Here is a 21,110-nt window from a genome sequence, read left to right as displayed (position 1 = left end):
CCGGCGGCGGGCGGCCATGCTTGCCGGCACCGTCGCCGTCGCCCTCACCATATCCGAGAAGCTCGTGGTGACCGGCGGCGGGACGCGACCTGATCGTTACCTAAGGAAACGGCGCGCTCACGGCACCGGCATGCCATTTCCGGTACGCACGGACCACCCGACCACCGCCCGGCATACCCCAAGAATCGACGCGCGTCACTCGTGATCGGCGCGAGGAAACCGGCCGCCGCCAATGCTCTCAGCCTGGTGAGCTGCGGAAAGTCATCCGCGATGAGGATAGCGGGGGATTTCGGGGACGGCTGGGACAGCTGCGAAACTGCTACGAACAGACGCGTCAGGAACACGAATAGCAGCGGTCAGGGCGCCCCGCTCTGCTTCCCTAGCTGCCGCTCTGCTTCCCTAGCTGCCGCTCTGCTTCCCTAGCTGCCGCTCTGCTTCCCTAGCTGCCGCTCTGCTTCCCTAGCTGCCGCTCTGCTTCCCTAGCTGCCGCTCTGCTTCCCGGCCGGTGGGCCGGCGCGGGTCAGCAGGCCATCATCTCCGGGGTCACCGCTGCCTCGGTGTCCGGGATGCCCAGGTCGCGGGCGCGCTTGTCGGCGAGGGCGAGCAGACGCCTTATACGGCCGGCGATCGCATCCTTCGTCAGCGGCGGATCGGCCAGCGCGCCCAGTTCCTCCAGCGACGCCTGCCGGTGTTCGAGCCGCAGCCGGCCGGCGGAGGTGAGGTGGTTGGGCGCCTCCTCCGCGAGGATCTCCAGCGCCCTGGTCACGCGCGCCGCCGCCGCCACGGCCGCACGGGCGGAGCGGCGCAGATTCGCGTCGTCGAAGTTGGCCAGGCGGTTGGCGGTCGCGCGGACCTCCCGGCGTACCCGGCGCTCCTCCCAGGCCAGCACGCTGGAGTGCGCCCCGATCCGGGTGAGCAGCGCCGCGATCGCGTCCCCGTCCTTGATCACCACGCGGTCAACGCCGCGCACCTCGCGCTCCTTGGCGGTGATGCCGATGCGGCGCGCGGCGCCGCGCAGCGCCAGCGCCGCCTCCGGGCCCGGGCAGGTGATCTCCAGCGCGCTGGAGCGGCCGGGCTCGGTCAGCGAGCCGTGCGCCATGAACGCGCCCCGCCACGCCGCCACCGCGCAGCAGACGTTGGCGGAGACGACGTGCGGCGGCAGGCCACGGACCGGCCGGCCGCGGACGTCCAGCAGACCGGTCTGCCGGGCCAGGGCCTCGCCGTCCTTGACGATCCGCACGATGTAGTGGCTACCCTTGCGCAGGCCACCGGAGGCGAGCACGTGCACCTCGCTCGGGTAGCCGTACACCTCGGCGATCTCCCGCCGCAGCCGCCGGGCCACCGCGCCGGTGTCGAGCTCGGCCTCGACCACTACCCGCCCGGAGACGATGTGCAGCCCACCGGCAAAGCGCAGCAGGGCGGCCATCTCCGCACGGCGGCAGCACGGCTTGGGCACATCGACCCGGCTCAGCTCGTCCTTGACCGCTGCCGTCATCGCCATTTTCGAAGTCACCTCTTGCTTGTTTCGCGGTACGCCAGTTGCTTAACGATCGGAGCCGAGGACGGGCACCAGTGCTGTGCCCAACGACTCAGGATCATGCTTGGGACTGCCGTCCGCAACGGCCAGCGGCGCCAGAACCAGGCGTGCGCCGAGCGCCTGGGCGGCCCGGTGCACCGGATCGGGCTCGCCGACCCACTTCGCGTCGGCCAGCACGGTGTCCACGCGCAGCTGCGGCAGATACCAGTGCAGGGCGGCCAGGTGATCCGCCACGGAGAGCCCGAGGGTCTCGTTGTCGGCGGCCAGGTTCAAGGTCACCAGCCGCCGGGCCGGGCTGGCGACGATCGCCTCGGCCAGCTCGGGCACCAGCAGGTGCGGAAGCACACTCGTGTACCAGCTGCCGGGCCCGAAGATCAGCCAATCGGCCTCGGCGATGGCGGCGACGGCGGGTTGGCAGGCCGGCGGCGACGAGGGCACGATCCGCAACGCCTCGACATGGCCGGTAGTGACGGCGACGGCATGCTGACCACGCACGGTGACGACGTCGTCGGGCCGAGCGGGATCACCGCCGCGCACATCGGCCTCAATGCCCACGGCGTGCGAGGCCATGGGCAGCACCCGGCCCCGGGCGCCGACCATGTCGGCGGCGTGCTCGATGGCTTGGACTGGATCGCCGAGCAGCTCCAGGAGGCCGAGCAGCAACAGGTTGCCGACGGCATGCCCGGCGAGCGGATCATGCTTGCCGCCGACCGACGCGATCCGCCGGTCGACATTGCCCCAGCCGGCCTTGTCACCACCCTCCGCGGCGGCGGAGCGGCGATCGGGCTTGCCGACCAGCGCGAAGCGGTGCTGCATCAGCGCCACCATGCGCTGGTGGCTCGGTTCGTCACCGGCCAGGGCGGCGAGCGCCATCCGCAGGTCGCCGGGCGGTAGCTGTGCGTCACGTTCCGCGCGCAGCCGCCCGCTGGAGCCGCCGTTGTCACCGACTGTGACCACGGCGGTGATGTCGAGGTCCAGCGCGGGAGCACAATGGCGCAGCCCGCGCAGGGAGGCCGCGAGGCCGTGCCCGCCCCCGAACGCGACAACCTTGATCGGCCGGCTGGCCTTCCCCTCGCTGGAATCGCCGGTCGCGCCGCTCCGCTCCACCGGTTCGCTGCCCGGCCCCGCCGGCTGAGCCGCCGTCACTCCCGCCCCAGGTCGCGGTGCGAGGAGTGTGCGGACAGGCGGATGTCGCGAAGCTGGGCCGTGAGCTCCTCGGCGATAGCTACGCTGCGGTGCTTGCCGCCGGTGCAGCCGACCGCGACCGTCAGGTAGCGCTTGCCCTCGCGCTCGAAGCCGGGCGCCGTCGACGCGATCAGGCCGGCATAGATGCCCACGAAGTCGTGAGCGCCCTCCTGGCCGAGCACGTAGCTGCTGACGCCCTCTTCCAGGCCCGTGTGCTCACGCAGCTCCGGCACCCAGAACGGGTTCGGCAGGAAGCGGGCGTCCATCACATAGTCGGCGTCGGGCGGCAGGCCGTACTTGAAGCCGAACGACAGCACGGTGATGCGCAGCCGCCGGGCGTCCTCGCCGCCGAACAGCTCCTCGACGCGGCGGCGGAGCTGGTTCACGTTCAGGTGACTGGTGTCGATGATCACGTCGGAGTGCTCGCGGGCCTCCTCGAGCAGCTTGCGCTCGGCGGCGATGCCGTCGGCGAGCCGGCCGTCGCCCTGCATCGGGTGCGAGCGCCGGACCGACTCGAAGCGCCGGATCAGCACCTCGTCGTCGGCGTCGACAAAAACGACCCGCGGCGAGAAGCCGCGCTCCTTGAGCGCCCGGACCGCGCCGGCCAGGTCGGTGGAGAAGGCCCGGCTGCGAACGTCCAGGACCATAGCTGTACGCCGGGCGGCGCCGCCGGCCTCGAACGCGAGCTGCGCCATGTCGAGCATGAGCGCCTGGGGCAGGTTGTCGACGACGTAGAAGCCGACGTTCTCCAGGGCCCGGGCCACCGTGCTGCGGCCACCGCCGGACACCCCGGTCACCACCACGAGGTCGGTACCGGCCTCGTCGGGTGTGGGCTCCGGAGCGAACTCCGGCATCGACTCGGTCACGCACTCCTCCTGAACAACACTGCGTCTGCGCCCCTTCCGGGCGGACACTGCATCCTAGGCCGAAGCCCCGGCCGAGGGCCGCGGGACGTCGTGTCCATTACCCAATCCGGTGCCCGTCGGCTCCCGAGGGCCTTCCGAATCGACCCACCGGGTGAACGACGCCCCGCCTGGTCCGTATTCCGCCGCCACCGATCGGCTCCGACGACCGGCCAGTTCCGGCGACCGGCCGCTGGGTGGGGTGCACGATCAGCACCCGGCCGAGTCGCCCGGGCCTGTTCCCGTCCCGGCGACGGGTCGGCGCTCGGGCACGGCCCGCGCCAGGCCACCCCGGCTCCGGCCCCAGCCACCACTCGACACTCGGACACCGCCCGAACCAGGCCACCCCGGCTCCGGCCCCCAGCGACCGCTCGACGCTCAGGCACGGCCCGAGCCTGGGCCACCCTCGCCGCATTCTTCGGATCACTCGTGGCGACCTGCCCCGTCCACAGCCGGGGGGAACGAGAGGCCGGGACCGGCGTCGTCTGCTTCATCCGGTGGCCCTGCGGCGGCCGCCGTGTCGTCGGCGGTGGGTGGGCGCTGCACGCGATTCCGGTTGGCGCCGGGCTTCGTCTTGCCCGCGCCGCCGGTCGAGGGCACCGATTTCTCGGCCGGGGGGCTGTCGGGTTTGGGGGTGTCGGTGGTTTCGGCCAGAGCCGCGAGGACCGCCTCCGCGGTGCGCCGGCCGATCCCCGGCACCTCGGTGATCTCTTCCGGGGTGGCCTGGCTCAGCCGCTTCAGGGAGCCGAAATGCCGCAGCAGCGCCTTGCGCCGCGTCTCCCCCAGCCCCGCGATGTTGTCCAGTGCCGACGCCGTCATGCGCTTGGACCGCCGCTGCCGGTGGTAGGTGATGGCGAAGCGGTGTGCCTCGTCGCGGACCCGTTGCAGCAGGTAGAGCGCCTCGGAGGTGCGGGGCAGGATCACCGGGAAGTCCTCGCCCGGCAGCCACACCTCCTCCAGGCGCTTGGCCAGGCCGCACAGCGCCACGTCGGTGATGCCGAGGTCGGACATGACCGCGGCCACGGCGTTGACCTGCGGCTGGCCGCCGTCGACCACGACCAGGTTGGGTGGGTAGGCGAAGCGGCGCGGCCGGCCGGTCAGCGGATCGATGCCCGGCAGCTCGTGGGTCACCGGCTCCGGATCGCCATCCTTAGGGGCGACGGCGGTCGTGCCGTCGCCCGTGACAACAACAGCAGCTGGGCCATCCGCCGAGAAACCAGCCACGCCATCGCCCGGGATGCCGGCCGGGACGCCAGCCGGGCCACCGGTCGGCGCACCGACCGAGAACCCAGCCGGGACGTCGGCCAAGGAATCGGCCGGAGGGTCGGCCAAGGAATCAGCCGGGAGGTCGACCAAGGAATCAGCCGGAGGGTCGGCCAAGGAATCGGCCGGGAGGTCGACCAAGATGTCGGTCGGGGAACCGGCCGGGGAGCCGAGCGGCACCCCCGGGGAGCCCTCGGCGCGGTAGCGGGCGAAGCGGCGCCGCATCACCTCGCTCATCGCCGCCAGGTCGTCGGTGCCCGAGCCGTCCGGGTTGCCGCGGACTGCGAAGCGGCGGTATTCGCTCTTGCGGGCCAGGCCGTCCTCGAAGACCACCATGCTGGCCACCACGTCGGTGCCCTGGATCTGCGAGACGTCGAAGCACTCGATGCGCAGCGGCGCCGTCTCCATGCCCAGCGCCTCGGCGATCTCGTCCAGCGCCTTGCTGCGGGTGGTCAGGTCGCCGGCGCGGCGCAGCTTGTGCCGGGACAGGGACTCGGCGGCGTTGCGGGCCACGGTCTCCATCAGGGAGCGCTTGTCGCCGCGCTGTGGCACGCGCAGGCTGACCCGGCTGCCGCGGTGTTCGGTCAGCCACTTCTCCAGCGCTTCGGCGTCCGGCGGCAGGGCGGGCACCAGCAGCTCGCGCGGGACGTCGTTCTCGCCGTGCTCGTCGCCGTACACCTGGGTGCAGAAGTGGTGCACGAGGTCTCCCGTGGTGAGGTCCTCGACCTTTTCCACGACCCAGCCGCGCTGGCCGCGGACGCGGCCGTCGCGGACGTGGAAGACCTGCACCGCGGCCTCGAGCGGGTCCTCGGCGAAGGCCACGACGTCGGCGTCGGTGCCGTCGCCGAGCACCACGGTCTGCTTCTCCATGGCCTTGCGCAGCGCGGCGATGTCGTCGCGCAGACGGGCCGCCTTCTCGAACTCGAGCTGCTCGGACATCCGCATCATGTCGCGCTCGAGGCGCTTGACGAATGTGTCGGTGCGGCCGGTCATGAAGTCGCAGAAGTCGTCGACGATCGCCCGGTGCTCCGCGGCGGAGACCGTGCCGACGCACGGCGCCGAGCACTTGCCGATGTAGCCGAGCAGGCACGGGCGACCGATCTGGCCGGCCCGCTTGAACACGCCGGTGGAGCAGGTGCGGGCCGGGAAGACCCGCAGCAGCAGGTCGAGGGTCTCGCGGATGGCCCAGGCGTGCGAATACGGCCCGAAGTAGCGCACGCCCTTGCGCTTGGCGCCGCGCATGACCTGCAGGCGCGGGTATTCCTCGTTGAGGGTGACGGCGAGGAACGGGTACGACTTGTCGTCGCGGTATTTCACGTTGAAGCGCGGGTCGAACTCCTTGATCCAGGAGAACTCGAGCTGCAGCGCCTCGACTTCGCTGCCGACGGTGACCCAGTCGACGGCGGTCGCGGTGGTGACCATCTGCTGGGTGCGCGCGTGCAGGCTCCACGTGTCGGCGAAGTAGGAATTCAGCCGGCTGCGGAGGCTCTTCGCCTTGCCCACATAGATGACGCGGCCGGTGGGGTCACGGAAACGGTAGACACCGGGAGCGTCCGGAATGGTCCCGGGCGCCGGCCGGTAGCTGGACGGGTCAGGCACGGCTCAACACTAGTGCGGACCCCTGACATGATTATCCGACCGGAGGCCCGTTGCCGCCGCCACGGCGTCGGGCCTCCGGCCGGAGTGTGTCGGGGCCGGCCATGTCGGCAGGATCAGGCCGGCCCCAGCTCTCATCCAGCGAACTGGACTCAGGCGGCGACGATGTTGTCGCCGTCCACCTTGACCTTGGTCTCGGTCAGCGGCTTCTTGGCCGGGCCGCTGGTCGGCGCGCCGTCCTCGATGGAGAACTTGCTGTTGTGGCACTTGCAGGTGATCGCGCCGGCGTCGACCTCGGTGACGTCGCAGCCCTGGTGGGTGCAGACCTTGCTGAAGGCCTTGAAGGTGCCGGCGGCGGGCTGGGTGATCACGTAGTCGCCCTTGATGACGCCGCCGCCCTCGGGGACGTCCGCGACCAGGGCCAGCGCGCTGCCGCCGCCACTACCGGTGTCGCCGGAGCCGCTGTCCGTGGTCGAGCCGGTGTCGGCGCCCTTGCTGCCGGCCGGCGCGGGATCGTTGCTGAAGTCGCCGCCGCTGGCGCCGTTGCTGCCGGCGCCGGCGGTGTCGGTCCCGCAGGCGGCGAGCAGGCAGCCGACGCCGAGCGCGGAGGCTCCGGCGAGCACAACGCGCCGTGACGAGCCCGCTCCCCCGCAGGCCGGCTGGGCGGTGGCGTTCTCGGCTTCGGGCCTCGTCTGCACGTCAGTCATCTCTTCCGAACCCTTCCCTACCCCTGGTTCCGCGCGTTGCGTCACGCGGCGTTGCTTGTACATACGCTGCCATCCGCGAAGTGGTTCATGGGCCAGTCGGAAAAATTTCGGCACCGATGCCGTGTTCGCGGGGGTTTCGGGGACGCGGAAACCGCCCGCCCCCAGGTCGGAGGCGGGCGGACCGTGGTAGCTGTGTGTTACCTGTCAATCAGACGGCGGCCTTCGCCCGGGACCGGGTCGCCCGCGGCTTCGCGACCGCCTTCGGGGTGCCGTTTGCCTTGGCGGCGCGGGCCATCGCGGCGGCCGCGCCGGCCGGCTCCCCGGTGAGGCCGAGCATCGGGCGCAGATATTGCCCGGTGTGGCTGTCCGGGACGTCGGCGATCTCCTCGGGGGTGCCGGTGGCCAGCACCAGGCCGCCCTTGTTGCCGCCCTCGGGGCCCATGTCGATCAGCCAGTCGGCGTTCTTGATCACGTCGAGGTTGTGTTCGATGGTGATGACCGTGTTGCCCTTGTCGACCAGGCCGTTGAGCACCAGCAGCAGCTTGCGGATGTCTTCGAAGTGCAGGCCGGTGGTGGGCTCGTCGAGCACGTACACCGTCCGGCCGGTGGAGCGTTTCTGCAGCTCGGAGGCGAGCTTGACGCGCTGCGCCTCGCCGCCGGACAGGGTCGGGGCCGGCTGGCCCAGGCGCACATAGCCCAGGCCCACGTCGACCAGCGTCTTGAGGTGGCGGTGGATCGACGTGATGGGCTCGAAGAAGGACGCGGCCTCCTCGATCGGCATCTCCAGCACCTCGGAGATCGTCTTGCCCTTGTAGTGCACCTCGAGGGTCTCCCGGTTGTACCGGGCGCCCTTGCACACCTCGCAGGGGACGTAGACGTCCGGCAGGAAGTTCATCTCGATCTTGATGGTGCCGTCGCCGGAGCAGTTCTCGCAGCGGCCGCCCTTGACGTTGAACGAGAACCGGCCGGGACCGTAGCCGCGGACCTTCGCCTCGACGGTCTCGGCGAACAGCTTGCGGACGTTGTCGAAGACACCGGTGTAGGTCGCCGGGTTGGACCGCGGGGTGCGGCCGATCGGCGACTGGTCCACGCCCACGACCTTGTCGACGTGCTCCAGACCGGTGATCCGGGTGTGCCGGCCCGGCACCATCCGGGCGCGGTTGATCTGGTTTGCCAGCACGGTGTAGAGAATGTCGTTGACCAGCGTCGACTTGCCGGAGCCGCTGACCCCGGTGACCGCGATGAACTGCCCCAGCGGGAAGCCGACGGTGATGTCGCGCAGGTTGTGCTCGCGGGCACCCTGCACCACCAACTCGCGCGCCGGATCCTGCGGGCGGCGGGTGGCCGGCATCGGGATCTTCTTGCGGCCCGACAGATAGGCACCCGTCGGGGACTCCTTGTTGGCCAGCAGGCCCTTGACCGAGCCGCTGTGCACGATGTGACCGCCGTGCTCGCCGGCGCCGGGGCCGATGTCGACGATCCAGTCGGCCGTCCGGATGGTGTCCTCGTCGTGCTCGACCACGATCAGCGTGTTGCCCAGGTTGCGCAGCCGGACCAGGGTCTCGATGAGCCGGTGGTTGTCGCGCTGGTGCAGGCCGATCGACGGCTCGTCCAGCACGTAGAGCACGCCGACCAGGCCGGAGCCGATCTGGGTGGCCAGCCGGATGCGCTGCGCCTCGCCGCCGGACAGGGTGCCGGCGCCGCGGTCCAGCGACAGGTAGTCCAGGCCCACGTCGACCAGGAAGCGCAGCCGGGCGTTGATCTCCTTGAGGACCCGCTCGGCGATCATCGACTCGCGGTCGGTGAGCTCGATGGAGGCCAGCAACTCGGCGCACTCGCCGACGGACAAGTTGCAGACCTCGGCGATGCTCTTGCCCGCGATCGTGACCGCCAGGACCTCCGGCTTGAGCCGGGCGCCGCCGCAGGCCGGGCACGGGATGTCGCGCATGTAGCCCTCGTACTTGTCGCGCGACCAGTCGCTCTCGGTGTCGCCGTGGCGGCGCTCGATCCACTGCACCACGCCCTCGAAGCCGGTGTAGTAGGAGCGCTCGCGGCCGTACTTGTTGCGGTAGCGGACGTGGACCTGGTCCTCGGAGCCGTACAGGATCGTCTTCTGCGCCCGGCTCGGCAGCTGCCGCCAGGGGGTGTCGATGCTGAACTTCTCGGCGTTGGCCAGGGCCTCCAGCAGGCGCAGGAAGTATTCCAGGGTGGTGCCGCCGGACCAGGGCTGGATCGCGCCCTCGCGCAGGCTGCGCTCCTCGTCCGGGACGAGCAGCTCCGGGTCGACCTCCTTCTTGGTGCCCAGGCCGGTGCATTCCGGGCAGGCGCCGTAGGGCGCGTTGAAGGAGAAGACCCGCGGCTCCAGATCCTCGATCGCCAGCGGGTGATCGTTCGGGCAGGCCAGGTGCTCGGAGAACCGGCGCTCCCGGCCCGGGTCGTCCTCGGGCAGATCCACGAAGTCGAGCAGCACGATGCCGCCGGACAACCCCAGGGTCGCCTCCACCGAGTCGGTCAGGCGCTGCTTGCTGCTCGCCTTCACCGAGAGCCGGTCGACGACCACCTCGATGGTGTGCTTTTCCTGCTTCTTGAGCTTCGGCGGCTCGGCCAGCGGGTGCACCACGCCGTCGACCCGGGCCCGGGCGTAGCCCTTGGCCTGCAGCTCGGCGAAGAGGTCGACATACTCACCCTTGCGGCCGCGGATGACCGGCGCGAGCACCATGAAGCGGGTGCCCTCGGGCATCGCCAGGACGCGGTCGACGATCTGCTGCGGGGACTGCTTGCTGATCCGCTCGCCGCAGATCGGGCAGTGCGGGGTGCCGGTGCGCGCGAAGAGCAGCCGCAGGTAGTCGTAGACCTCGGTGATCGTGCCGACGGTCGAGCGGGGGTTGCGCGACGTCGACTTCTGGTCGATCGAGACGGCCGGGGACAGGCCCTCGATGAAGTCCACGTCGGGTTTGTCCATCTGGCCGAGGAACTGCCGCGCGTAGGACGACAGTGACTCCACGTATCGCCGCTGGCCCTCCGCGAAGATCGTGTCGAAGGCGAGGCTGGACTTGCCCGAGCCGCTGAGACCGGTGAACACGATCATCGCGTCGCGGGGCAGGTCGAGGTTGACGTCGCGCAGGTTGTGCTCCCGCGCGCCGCGAATGATCAGTCGGTCGGCCACAGCCAGCCACTCCGTAACGTCAAGACAATGGGCGCCGCCACCCTAGCCGCGGGGTACGACAAGTTTTCCGCCAGCGAGCTACAGCGCCGGGGACCGGACCGGCATTCCCGTCACTCTGAGGGGGGAACGACGTCCCGGACATCCCACAGCCGCACTCCGCCGACCTGCTGCGGAGACTTCCCGAGCAGGTCGGTGAGCATGCTCTCCAGAACGTCGGCATTCGGCGTCCCCGGCACGAGCACCACCACCGCGGCCCGCCAGTAGGTCAGGTCGGTGACCGCGGCACGCCGGTCGGCGTCCGTGACCACCGGCCTCCGACCGTACGCCCCCGCGAGGCGTAACAGGTCGGCGGTAGGCCGGGGCGCGGCGTTCCAGGAGCCGGTCCGGTTCAGCGGCGGGTTCGCCGGGCCCATGAAGTAGCCGCGCGGAACGGTGTAGTCGAGCCCGGACAGCGCGAACCACCGCATCCCGGTCCGGCCGGTGGTGACCTCGGGCAACGGCACGGTGACCAGGGTGCGGTCGTCGCTGACGTACCCCCGCCACATCTGCTGGGCGATGAACGGCGGCAGCGGCTCGGCGGCGACCACCGGCAGCGGCTTGGGCAGCACCGGCACGATCGCCACGGCCAGGCCGATCCAGAACGCGATCCGCCGGCGCCGGCTCAGCAGCGGCGCCCGGTCGGCGGCGAGCGCGAGCAGCACGCCGATGATCGTCGCCGGGACCATCGCGAACCGGGTGACGCTGACCAGGTCGATCACCGGCACGTGGGCGATCAGCGCGAACGGCAGCGGAATGCCGGTGTCGTAGCCGCCGACGCGCAGCTCGGGGCCCATCGACATGACCAGCAGGACCAGGCCGGCGATCGCGGCGGCCCGGGCGGCCAGGTTGCGCCACAGCAGCGCGACGGAGATGACGAGCATCACCAGCAGCGGTACGCCGAAGAACGTGTTGTCCTCGGTCGGGCTGACGCTCAGCGACCGGGCGATCGCCGCGTTGCCGGCCAGCGACTGCCGGGCGTACGCGCCCAGCGAGAGCAGGTCGGTGACGAACTTGCCCGGCTCGAACGGCTGCCCGCTGTAACTCTGCGGCCCGGCGAACTGGAACCACAGCGGGTACGCCAGCGGCACCAGCGCGGTGACAACCGCCACACCCAGCCCGGCGAGGAACCGGCGCGCGACGCCGGCCACGGTGTCCCACTCCAGGGCCGCGTACGCGATCACGAACACGCCCAGCGTCAGCGCGGTGAACAGCAGGGTCTCCTCGTTGATGAAGACCTGCAGCACCACCAGCAGCCCGAGCGCGATCCCGCCGCGCACGGCCCGGCCGGGCTCGCGCAGCCGCAGCACCTGCCAGACGATGAACGGGACCAGGAACTGCGAGACGAAGTTGATGTGCCCGTTGGCGTGCGACACCATCGTCGGCGCGAACCCGCACCACAGCCCGCCGATCCAGGCGGCGAGCCGGCCCTCGACCAGATGCCGCGACAGCACCCAGTACCAGGCGAACGCCGTACCCGCGAGACCGAGAGTGAGCAGCAGCACGACCGAGACGCCCACGCCGAGCCAGTGGGTGACCGGCGCCATCGGCACGCTCAGCCCCAGCACCGTGGTGTTGGCCATCATGTTGACGCCGTCCGGCACGTTCATCCGGTCGCTGAACAGCGGATTCGCCCCGTGGAAGACGACTCGCTCGCCGTGCGCCAGCACGAAGGCGAAGAAGCCGTGGTCGTCGTCGTTGTGCGACAGCACCCGGCCGGCCGGGCTGATCCAGAGCTGGATCAGCACCAGCACGGCGAGCGCGAGATAGCTGATCGACGCCCACAGGTCGGGGCGGCGGCGCGCAGGCGCGGGCACCGCCGCGACCGAGAGGTCGGGCTCGTCCAGGACCTCTTCCACCGCGGGCACCGGTGAATTGTGCCAGAGGCGGTCAGCGGTGCGGTTTGTGCCGGGACTCCCCGGCGGCCTGCGCCAGCCGGGCGGCCCGCCGCCCGCTCTCGACGGCGACCTCGCGGTGCAGCCTGCGCCAGTTCTCCAGGCGGCGCGGCTGCAGCGTCCCGTCGGCCAGCGCGACGGCCACCGCGCAGCCGGGCTCGCCGTCGTGACCACAATCACCGAAGCGACAGCGCGCGGCGAGCGCGGCCACGTCGGCGAAGGCCCGGTCGAGACCCACGGCGGTGTCGAGCAGGCCCACCCCGCGGATGCCGGGCGTGTCCAGGACGGCTCCCCCGCCGGGGATCAACACCAGATTCCGGTACGCGGTCGTGTGCCGGCCTTTGCCGTCGGCGCGCCGGATCTCCTGGATCCCCATCACGTCCGTCCCCGCCAGCGCGTTGACCAGCGACGACTTGCCGGCCCCGGAACGGCCCAGCAACGCCAGCGTGCGGCCGGGCGCGACGTAGGAACGCAACGCCTCCAGGCCGGTACCCTGGTGCACGCTGACCGGCAGTACCCGTACCCCCGGCGCCAGCCCGGCGAGCTGGCGCGCGACCGCCTGCGGGTCGCTCGCGGTGTCGCTCTTGGTCAGCACGATCACCGGTTGCGCTCCGGACTCCCAGGCCAGCGCAAGCAGGCGTTCGAGGCGGGCGTCGTCGGGCTCCGGGTGCATCGGCTCGACGACCGCGACGGCGTCCATGTTGGCGGCCAGGACCTGGCCGGCGGAGTCCTTGTCCGCGGTACGGCGGATCAGCGCGGTGCGCCGCGGCAGGACACAGTCGACGGTGGTACGCCGGTCCGGCCAGCGCCGCAGCACCACCCAGTCACCGGCGCAGGGCAGATTGGCGGGGTCGTGGGCGGCGCCGAGCAGCACGCTGCCGGCCAGGCTGGCCCGGGTGACCCCGGATGGATCAAGAACGGTGCAGACCCCACGGTCGGCGCGCAGCACGCGGGCCGGGGTGGCGTCGGGACGGTCGAAGGTTCGATAGGCGGAGGCGAGTGTCTCGTTCCAGCCCAGCGCGGACAGGTCAGACATGAGGAACCCTTAGGGTGAAAGGAGGCCGCGCCCGACCGGGGTCAGGCGGTGGCCTCCGGGCGAAGCCGGAACGCACGAACGACGAGCAGCACGATTCCCACCCCCTCCACGATCGTCTGGCGCGTCTGCACCGACGGTACGGACGCCGCTACGGCCACGAAAGCGAATTCCGACGCTAGGGTTTCTGCGTGACGGTTGACCCGCTTGTGCTGATGACCGACGTTGATCAGGCCACCGAACGTCTGATCCGTACCGCCGAGGCCCTGGACGACGGCGCGGTGCGCGCGCCGTCGGCCCTGCCCGGCTGGACCGTCGGCCACGTCCTGACCCACGTGGCCCGCAACGCCGACGCCTACACCAACCTGCTGACCTGGGCCCGCACCGGCGTGGAGACGCCGGCCTATGCCTCGCCGGCGGCCCGCGTGGACGGCATCGACGCCGGCGCGGACCGGCCGCTGGCCGACCAGATCGCCGACATCCGCCAGGCGCACGAACGCTTCGCCGACGCGGCCGCGGCGATGCCGGCCGAGGCATGGACGTTCTACCTGGCACCGACCGGCGCCTCCGCGGCGGCGGTGCCGTGGGCCCGGCTGCGCGAGGTGGAGGTGCACCACGTCGACCTGGGCCGGGAATACACCCCCGCGGACTGGCCGGACGCCTTCGCGCTGCGGCTGCTGCGCGAGATCGTCGGCGGCTTCCAGGACTTCGACCTGGTGCTCCGGCCGCGGGGCCTGGAACACACGCTGACCATCGGCGACCCGGACGGCGCCCCGGAGGTCAGCGGCCCGGCCCGCTCGATCGCGGCGTGGCTGTCCGGCCGCGCCGACGGCGCCGACCTCACCGTGTCGCCGCCCGGCGACCTGCCCGAGCCACCGAGGTGGAAATGACCATGGCATACACCGGAGAAGTGACCCGCGGCGGCGAGCCAGCGGTCCGCGAGCTCAACGGCCTCACCGTCCGCAAGGTGTCGGTGGGCCCGATGGACAACAACGCCTACCTGCTGACCTGCCGCGCCGACGGCACGCAGGTGCTGATCGACGCCGCCAACGACGCCGACACCCTGCTGACGCTGATCGGCCCGGCCGGGCTGTCGGCGGTGGTGACCACCCACCGCCACCCCGACCACACCGGCGCCCTGCAGCAGGTCGTCAAGGCGACCGGCGCGGCATCGATCGCCGGCGCCGACGACGCCGAGGCGATCCCGGTGGTGACCGAAACGGTCCGTGACGGCGACACGATCGCGGTGGGTGACTGCACGCTGGAGGTGATCCACGTGGTCGGGCACACGCCCGGCTCAATCGTGCTGCTCTACCGCGAGCCGGACGGCATCGCCCACCTGTGGACCGGCGACAGCCTGTTCCCGGGCGGCGTCGGCAACACCCGCGGCGACAAGAAGAACTTCGCGTCCCTGATCGGCGACGTGGAGACCAAGCTGTTCGGGCGCCTGGGCGACGACACCTGGTTCTACCCGGGCCACGGCAAGGACTCGACGCTCGGTGCCGAGCGCCCGCACGTCGCCGAGTGGCGCGAACGCGGCTGGTGATCCGGCCAGATGACCACCGAAACAGCGGCCAGGTGACCACACGGATGGCGGCCAAATGACCACGACGGACTCATGGTGATCGACGAGATCCAACTTGTCCCCGAGTTGCTGCGGCCGATCAAAGTCAAGGTCGATCTCGACCCCACGCCAGGAAGGTTTCTTCTCACCGGCTCGTCCCGGGTCCTGGCCCTCCGGGCGCTTCCCGATGCCCTTCCGGGCCGCATGGAGATCATCGAACTCTGGCCTTTCTCCCAAGGCGAGATGAGCGGCGGCCCCGACCGGTTCGTCGACGCCGCGTTCCACCACGGTCCGCGGGTGGACCACTCCTCCGATTGGCGCCGAAAGGACTACCTGGAACGCGTGGTGATCGGAGGCTTTCCCGAAGCGGTTCGTCGGACACTCGGCGAGCGTTTCGTCGCCGGCTACGTCCTCTACACAGGGCAGCAGACTCTCCCGTTCGGCGACAAGATCCGAGCGGTGCCGCTCGACGCGCTATGGCGCCTCGAGCCATGACCCCTAGAGAACTGCGGTGACCTGGCCCGACTCCATCGGCAGCGAGAACATCGGGAAGTCGTACGCGATGGCGTTGTCGTGCTCCTCGGCCGAGGTCGCCGCGGTGCAGTCGGTCAGCGTGATGACCCGGTAACCGTTCTCGTACGCACTGCGCATCGTGGACTCGACGCAGCAGTTGGTCAGGAAGCCGGCCAGGATCACCGTGGAGATGCCACGCCCGCGCAGGATGAAGTCGAGGTTCGTGCTGGCGAAGGTGTCCAGGCCGCGCTTGCCCTCGATGAGGATGTCGCCCTCGGCGGGCGTCAGGTCGTCGACGATCGCCGCGCCCCAGGTGCCCTTCACGAACGCGTTGCCGTCCACCACCCCCTTGAGGATCCCGTACGGGTGCCGCGACAGCTCGCCGTAGCCGGGCGCGAACGTGATCGGCGCGTGCATGATCGTCACGCCGGCCGCCCGCGCGGCGTCGACCAGGGCGACCGTGTTGGCCAGCATGTCGGTCTTCTCCATCACCGGCGCGACGGCGTTGTGCAGGGCCCCGCCGTCCGAGACGAACTCGTTCTGGTACTCGATCAGCACGATCGCCGTACTGGCGGGGTCAAGCTGCAGCGGCTCGGTCATCGCATCTCCCGGTGTGTGGTGGGTCACATAACTCTATGCAAGCATCCCGGCCACCCCCGGGCAATGCGCCGTCCGCCCACGGCTGAACGGTTCCCCCATCCGGTGCGCGCGTACCTAGACTCGGAACACCCCTCGACGCTCGGAGGCCCGGTGACACCCGATCTGCGATGGCAGCCCTCCAGCCCTCCTCCCCCCTCCGAGCCGTGGCCGGGCGGCGGGCCCGCCCTCCCCGGCTGGCTCGAGGAGCGCCTCTTCGACCAGCGCATCGTCATGATCCGTGGCCCGCTCACCGGGCAGGCCGCCTCGGGGATCGCCGCCGCCCTGCTCACCCTCGACGCCGCCGGCCCGGAGACGATCCAGCTGCACGTGGCCAGCTCCGGCGGTGACCTGAACGCCGCCCACGCCGTCATCGACGTGATGGACGCGATGGCCGCTCCGGTGCACGCCGTCGTCACCTCCGAGGCCGGCGGGGCCGTGCTGGCGGTGCTGGCCGCGGCCGAGCGGCGCTCGGCATACCGGCATGCCCGGTTCAAGCTGGCCGAGCCCCGGGCGGCCGGGGTCACCGGCACCGCCGACGAGGTGGCCGCGGCCGCCGGGCAGCACCTGCGCGAGCTGGAGGAGGTCGTGCTGCGCCTGGTCGAGGTGACCGGCCAGTCGCGCAGCCGGATCGAGGACGACCTGTCCACCGGGCGCGTCCTGAGCTCGGCCGAGGCCCGCGACTACGGGCTCATCGACGAGATCATCGGCAAGGGGGCATGAAAACGGCGCGGGCCCCGGTGTGGGGGCCCGCGCCGTTCAAGCGCTTACGAGACTTACTCGGCTACCTTGACGCCCATCGAGCGCGCGGTGCCGGCGACGACCTTGATCGCGGCGTCGACGTCGTTCGCGTTCAGGTCGGGGAGCTTGCGCTCGGCGATCTGCTTGATCTGGTCGGCGCTGAGCGTGCCCACCGTCTGGGTCAGCGGGTTGGCCGCGCCCGACTGGATGCCCAGAGCCTTGCGGATCAGGAAGCTCGTCGGCGGCGTCTTGTAGACGAGCTGGTGGCTGCGGTCCTCGAAGACCGTGACGACGACCGGGATGATCTCGCCACGCGACTTCGACGTCGCCTCGTCGTACTCGACCTTGACCGCACGCATGTTGGCACCGGTCGGGCCGAGCATCTTGCCGAGGTCGACCATCGCGGCGTTACCCGCCTCAAGCGCGAGGGTTACCTCATGGGTCTTCTTCTTGGGCGGCATTACGCAAAAGCTCCTTAGTGTGTGCTGCACGGGCCAAAGTCAGGAGCTCGCCAGCATCATCAACGCACGACAACCCCGAGACCTTACTCCCGCGCTCGTTCTTGGGTCAAAGCAGCGGGGCACAGTCTCGGGTACCGCCGACTAGTGTAGCTGGGCCGCTGCGGCCCTTGACGACCGGTCGCCCTAGTAGCGGTCGCAGTAGCAGGACTTCATCAGCGAACGCACGACATCCACGTACTGAGGGTTCGGCAGCTGCTTGCTCGCAAACCCGTCGTCCACCGGCTGGCGACCGACGTTGTAGCCCGCGATCACCATGTTGAGCAGGCACATGCTCGAGTGGGACTTGCACTTGGCGGCGCTCAGGTCGTACTTGCCCTTGAAGTAAGCGTCCCCGAACGCCTTGGTCAGCCAGGCCAGGTAGTTGGCGCCGAGCACCGCGTTCTGCTTGTAGTCGGTGCTCGCGTACGACTGCTCGAAGCGCTGGTTGATGAAGGCCTCGGTGTCCGGCATCACCTGCATGAGCCCCCGGCCGCCGTCGCAGTTGACGATGTCCGACTGCCAGCCGCTCTCGTGCCACGCCGTGGTGAGCACCAGCCGGCTCGGCACCGTGAGCTTGGGAGCCGACTTCGGCCAGTATTTCTTCGCCGCCGCCGCCCGCAACGCCGCCTTCGCCTTGGCCTTCGAGACCTGCTTGCCCTCGCGGCGCGCGCACTCCGGCAGCTGGAAGTTGTTCGGGTCCTCGGTCGGGGTGGCCTTGGGCTTGGCCTTGCTCTTCGACGGCTTCGGCTTCGCCGTGGTCGCCTCCGGGTCGGGCTCCTCGGTCTCGAGCACCGGGTCGACGATGTTCTCCGGCTCGGAGGCCGACGGCTGCGCCGCCACCGGGACCGGCTCCTCGCTCGTGCCGCCGAGCCCGCAGCCGGCCACCACCAGGACTCCGACCAGCGCCGCGACGATCACCTGGAGCCTGCGATTCATCGACGACGTCCTTCCCGGTGCCCGACAAGACGCCCGAACGCTAGCAGCGGGTCGCACCCTGTGCCGCCCCTCAAAAGGGACATGAGGGACGAGGTCCACAACCGCCTCCGGGTTGTGACCCCGGAAGGTCGCCGCAACAAAGACCGGGGACAATGGTGGTATGCAGACCCGCACCGACCTACGCAACGTCGCCATCATCGCCCACGTCGACCATGGCAAGACCACCCTGGTCGACGCCATGCTGCGCCAGGGGAGCCAGTCCCACGCGCGGGGCGAGATGGCCGACCGCGCCATGGACTCCATGGACCTGGAGCGGGAAAAGGGCATCACCATTCTCGCCAAGAACACGGCGATCAGCTACAAGCCCGCCGACGGCGAGCCCGTCACCATCAACATCATCGACACCCCCGGTCACGCCGACTTCGGCGGTGAGGTCGAGCGCGGCCTCACCATGGTCGACGGCGTCGCCCTGCTGGTCGATGCCAGCGAGGGCCCGCTGCCGCAGACGCGCTTCGTGCTGCGCAAGGCCCTGCACGCCAAGCTCCCGATCATCCTGATCATCAACAAGGTCGACCGCCCCGACGCCCGGATCAAGGAGGTCGTCGACGAGACGTACGAGCTCTTCCTCGACCTCGACGCCGACGAGCACCAGATCGAGTTCCCGATCGTCTACGCCTGCGCCCGCGACGGCGTCGCCTCGCTGACCCAGCCCAAGGACGGCACTGTCCCCGAGGACGCGACCGATCTCGAGGTGTTGTTCGACACGATCCTCAAGACCATCCCCGCGCCGACCTACACCGAGGGCGCGCCGCTGCAGGCGCACGTCGTCAACCTCGACGCCTCCAACTTCCTCGGCCGGCTCGCGCTGTGCCGGGTGCACGAGGGCACGATCCGCAAGGGCCAGACCGTGGCCTGGTGCCGGACCGACGGCACGATCAGCAGCGTGCGCATCTCCGAGCTGCTGATCACCGAGGGCCTGGAGCGCAAGCCCGCCGAGAGCGCCGGCCCCGGCGACATCATGGCGGTCGCCGGCATCGCCGAGATCATGATCGGCGAGACCCTGGCCGACGCGGAAAATCCGATCCCGCTGCCGTTGATCAGCGTCGACGAGCCGGCCATCTCCATGGTGCTGGGCACCAACACCTCGCCGCTGGTCGGCAAGGTCAAGGGCGGCAAGGTGACCGCCCGCATGGTCAAGGACCGGCTCGAACGCGAGATGGTCGGTAACGTCTCGCTGCGCATCCTGCCGACCGAGCGCCCGGACGCCTGGGAGGTGCAGGGCCGCGGCGAGCTCGCCCTGGCCATCCTGGTCGAGCAGATGCGCCGCGAGTCCTACGAGCTGACCGTGGGCAAGCCGCAGGTGGTCACCAAGCAGATCGACGGCAAGACCCACGAGCCGGTCGAGCGCCTCACCATCGACTCCCCCGACGAATACATGGGCGCCATCACCACCCTGCTGTCCACCCGCAAGGGCCGGATGGAAGAGCTGATCAACCACGGCACCGGCTGGCTGCGGATGGAGTGGCTGGTCCCGGCCCGCGCCCTGATCGGCTTCCGGACCGAGTTCCTCACCGAGACCCGCGGCACCGGCATCATGCACCACATCTTCGAGGCCTACGAGCCGTGGTTCGGCGAGCTGCGCACCCGGCAGAACGGCTCGCTGGTGGCGGACCGGGCCGGCGTGGTGACGGCCTTCGCGATGACCAACCTGCAGGAGCGTGGCCAGCTCTTCGTCGACCCGACCACCGAGGTCTACGAGGGCATGATCGTCGGCGAGAACTCGCGGATGGACGACATGGACGTCAACATCACCAAGGAGAAGAAGCTGACGAACATGCGTCAGTCGACCTCCGACGAGACCGAGAAGCTGATCCCGCCGCGCAAGCTGTCGCTGGAGCAGGCCCTCGAGTTCTGCCGCGAGGACGAGTGCGTCGAGGTCACCCCGGCCGCCGTGCGCATCCGCAAGGTCGTGCTCGACCAGCAGGTCCGCGGCCGGGCCGCTGCCCGCCGCAAGCACCAGGGCTGACAAACCAAAGAGCGGGGGTACGGGAGCGCAGTCGCGCTCCCGTACCCCCGCTTTTGGCTGTCTTGCTCAGGCCTTGACCAGTTCCTTTTTCTTGTCCCGGGACGACTTCACCAGGCTCGCTACCGTGGCGGCGCCCAGCGTGCCGAGGATGACCAGCAGCGACAACCAGATCGGAATCTCCGGCGCCCAGGACACGCCGTCGCCACCGTTGATGAAGCTCAGCGCGTTGCTGTGCAGGGCCTCCAGGAACAGCTTCACACCGATGAAGGCGAGCACGAACGCCAGGCCGATGTTGAGGTAGACCAGCCGCTCCAGCAGCCCGCCCAGCAGGAAGTACAGCTGACGCAGGCCCATCAGGGCGAAGACGTTCGCGGTGAAGACCAGGTACGGCTCCTTCGTGATACCGAAGATTGCCGGGATGGAGTCGAGCGCGAAGATCAGGTCGGTGGTGCCGATCGCGATCATGACGATGAGCATCGGCGTGAACAGCCGCTTGCCGGCCTCGGTCATGACGGTCATCTTGCCGCTGTCGAACGACGACGAGATCGGCAGCGCGCGCTTGCTCCACCGGATGAGGATGTTCTCCTTGAAGTCGTCCTCGTCGTTCTCGCCCTGCTTGAGCAGGGAGATGGCGGTGTAGACCAGGAACGCACCGAAGATGTAGAAGACCCAGGAGAACTGCGAGATCAGCGCGGCGCCGGCGGCGATGAAGGCACCACGCATGAGAAGTGCCAGCACGATGCCGATGAGCAGCACCTTCTGCTGGAACTGCCGCGGCACGGCGAAGCGCGCCATGATGATCACGAAGACGAAGAGGTTGTCGACGGAGAGGCTGTACTCGGTCAGCCAGCCCGTATAGAACTCACCGGCGGAC

The 21,110-nt window shown here is 70.2% G+C and carries 17 protein-coding genes; 5 read left to right on the top strand and 12 right to left on the bottom strand.

Annotated elements, in window-relative coordinates; all coding sequences use genetic code 11:
• Positions 1 to 520 precede the first annotated feature (520 nt).
• The 8 genes from whiA to rsgA all read right to left on the bottom strand — a co-directional run bounded on the left by whiA (position 521) and on the right by rsgA (position 13,323).
• Positions 521 to 1,501, bottom strand: a complete 981-nt coding sequence (whiA, locus tag DMB66_RS05625; protein WP_125802933.1) for a DNA-binding protein WhiA — start codon at positions 1,499 to 1,501, stop codon at positions 521 to 523.
• Between the two features lie 42 nt (positions 1,502 to 1,543).
• On the bottom strand, positions 1,544 to 2,590 hold the full coding sequence (locus tag DMB66_RS05620; protein ID WP_125803153.1) for a 2-phospho-L-lactate transferase CofD family protein: 1,047 nt from the start codon (positions 2,588 to 2,590) through the stop codon (positions 1,544 to 1,546).
• Between the two features lie 89 nt (positions 2,591 to 2,679).
• The gene (gene rapZ, locus DMB66_RS05615) at positions 2,680 to 3,576 is read right to left on the bottom strand and encodes an RNase adapter RapZ (protein WP_125803152.1); all 897 of its coding nucleotides are present in this window, start codon (positions 3,574 to 3,576) and stop codon (positions 2,680 to 2,682) included.
• A 471-nt stretch (positions 3,577 to 4,047) separates the two neighbouring features.
• Positions 4,048 to 6,486, bottom strand: coding sequence for an excinuclease ABC subunit UvrC (gene uvrC / locus DMB66_RS63500; protein WP_233624328.1), 2,439 nt, complete (start codon positions 6,484 to 6,486; stop codon positions 4,048 to 4,050).
• Between the two features lie 149 nt (positions 6,487 to 6,635).
• Positions 6,636 to 7,190, bottom strand: coding sequence for a Rieske (2Fe-2S) protein (locus DMB66_RS05600; protein ID WP_125802932.1), 555 nt, complete (start codon positions 7,188 to 7,190; stop codon positions 6,636 to 6,638).
• A 208-nt stretch (positions 7,191 to 7,398) separates the two neighbouring features.
• On the bottom strand, positions 7,399 to 10,356 hold the full coding sequence (gene uvrA / locus DMB66_RS05595; RefSeq protein ID WP_125802931.1) for an excinuclease ABC subunit UvrA: 2,958 nt from the start codon (positions 10,354 to 10,356) through the stop codon (positions 7,399 to 7,401).
• Positions 10,357 to 10,466: 110 nt separating this feature from the next.
• Positions 10,467 to 12,260 (bottom strand): hypothetical protein, encoded by a 1,794-nt coding sequence (locus DMB66_RS05590; protein WP_125802930.1) that lies wholly within the window; start codon positions 12,258 to 12,260, stop codon positions 10,467 to 10,469.
• Between the two features lie 22 nt (positions 12,261 to 12,282).
• Positions 12,283 to 13,323, bottom strand: coding sequence for a ribosome small subunit-dependent GTPase A (gene rsgA / locus DMB66_RS05585; protein ID WP_125802929.1), 1,041 nt, complete (start codon positions 13,321 to 13,323; stop codon positions 12,283 to 12,285).
• Positions 13,324 to 13,511: 188 nt separating this feature from the next.
• Here rsgA and DMB66_RS05580 point away from each other — a divergent pair, with 188 nt between their 5' ends.
• The 3 genes from DMB66_RS05580 to DMB66_RS05570 all read left to right on the top strand — a co-directional run bounded on the left by DMB66_RS05580 (position 13,512) and on the right by DMB66_RS05570 (position 15,379).
• Positions 13,512 to 14,210: a maleylpyruvate isomerase family mycothiol-dependent enzyme gene (locus DMB66_RS05580; RefSeq protein ID WP_125802928.1), complete on the top strand. Its 699-nt coding sequence runs from the start codon at positions 13,512 to 13,514 to the stop codon at positions 14,208 to 14,210.
• Positions 14,211 to 14,212: 2 nt separating this feature from the next.
• A complete protein-coding gene (locus DMB66_RS05575; RefSeq protein ID WP_125802927.1) occupies positions 14,213 to 14,866 on the top strand; it encodes an MBL fold metallo-hydrolase in 654 nt (217 codons plus the stop codon).
• Between the two features lie 72 nt (positions 14,867 to 14,938).
• The gene (locus DMB66_RS05570) at positions 14,939 to 15,379 is read left to right on the top strand and encodes an AAA family ATPase (protein ID WP_125802926.1); all 441 of its coding nucleotides are present in this window, start codon (positions 14,939 to 14,941) and stop codon (positions 15,377 to 15,379) included.
• Positions 15,380 to 15,382: 3 nt separating this feature from the next.
• On the opposite strand, the gene DMB66_RS05565 is transcribed toward DMB66_RS05570, so the two are convergent.
• Positions 15,383 to 15,997 (bottom strand): cysteine hydrolase, encoded by a 615-nt coding sequence (locus DMB66_RS05565; RefSeq protein WP_125802925.1) that lies wholly within the window; start codon positions 15,995 to 15,997, stop codon positions 15,383 to 15,385.
• A gap of 150 nt (positions 15,998 to 16,147) precedes the next feature.
• Between DMB66_RS05565 and DMB66_RS05560 the strand changes: the two genes are divergently transcribed.
• Complete coding sequence (locus tag DMB66_RS05560; RefSeq protein WP_233624327.1) at positions 16,148 to 16,756, top strand: ATP-dependent Clp protease proteolytic subunit; 609 nt, start codon at positions 16,148 to 16,150, stop codon at positions 16,754 to 16,756.
• Positions 16,757 to 16,809: 53 nt separating this feature from the next.
• Here the strand turns inward: DMB66_RS05560 and DMB66_RS05555 are convergent, their stop codons facing one another.
• Both DMB66_RS05555 and DMB66_RS05550 read right to left on the bottom strand, forming a co-directional pair.
• Positions 16,810 to 17,235, bottom strand: a complete 426-nt coding sequence (locus DMB66_RS05555; protein WP_125802923.1) for an uL11 family ribosomal protein — start codon at positions 17,233 to 17,235, stop codon at positions 16,810 to 16,812.
• A 183-nt stretch (positions 17,236 to 17,418) separates the two neighbouring features.
• Positions 17,419 to 18,210 carry a lytic transglycosylase domain-containing protein gene (locus tag DMB66_RS05550; RefSeq protein WP_125802922.1) on the bottom strand — a complete coding sequence of 264 codons (792 nt, stop codon included), beginning with the start codon at positions 18,208 to 18,210 and terminating at the stop codon, positions 17,419 to 17,421.
• A 160-nt stretch (positions 18,211 to 18,370) separates the two neighbouring features.
• Here DMB66_RS05550 and typA point away from each other — a divergent pair, with 160 nt between their 5' ends.
• On the top strand, positions 18,371 to 20,236 hold the full coding sequence (typA, locus tag DMB66_RS05545; RefSeq protein WP_125802921.1) for a translational GTPase TypA: 1,866 nt from the start codon (positions 18,371 to 18,373) through the stop codon (positions 20,234 to 20,236).
• 66 nt (positions 20,237 to 20,302) lie between these two features.
• Here the strand turns inward: typA and DMB66_RS05540 are convergent.
• Positions 20,303 to 21,110, bottom strand: an 808-nt coding sequence (locus DMB66_RS05540; protein ID WP_125802920.1) for a TerC/Alx family metal homeostasis membrane protein, incomplete at its 5' end; no start/stop codon positions are given.

This window comes from Actinoplanes sp. ATCC 53533 (assembly GCF_003947245.1).
Note: the sequence above shows the minus strand (reverse complement) of the source record. Positions and strands in the feature narration are given on the sequence as shown.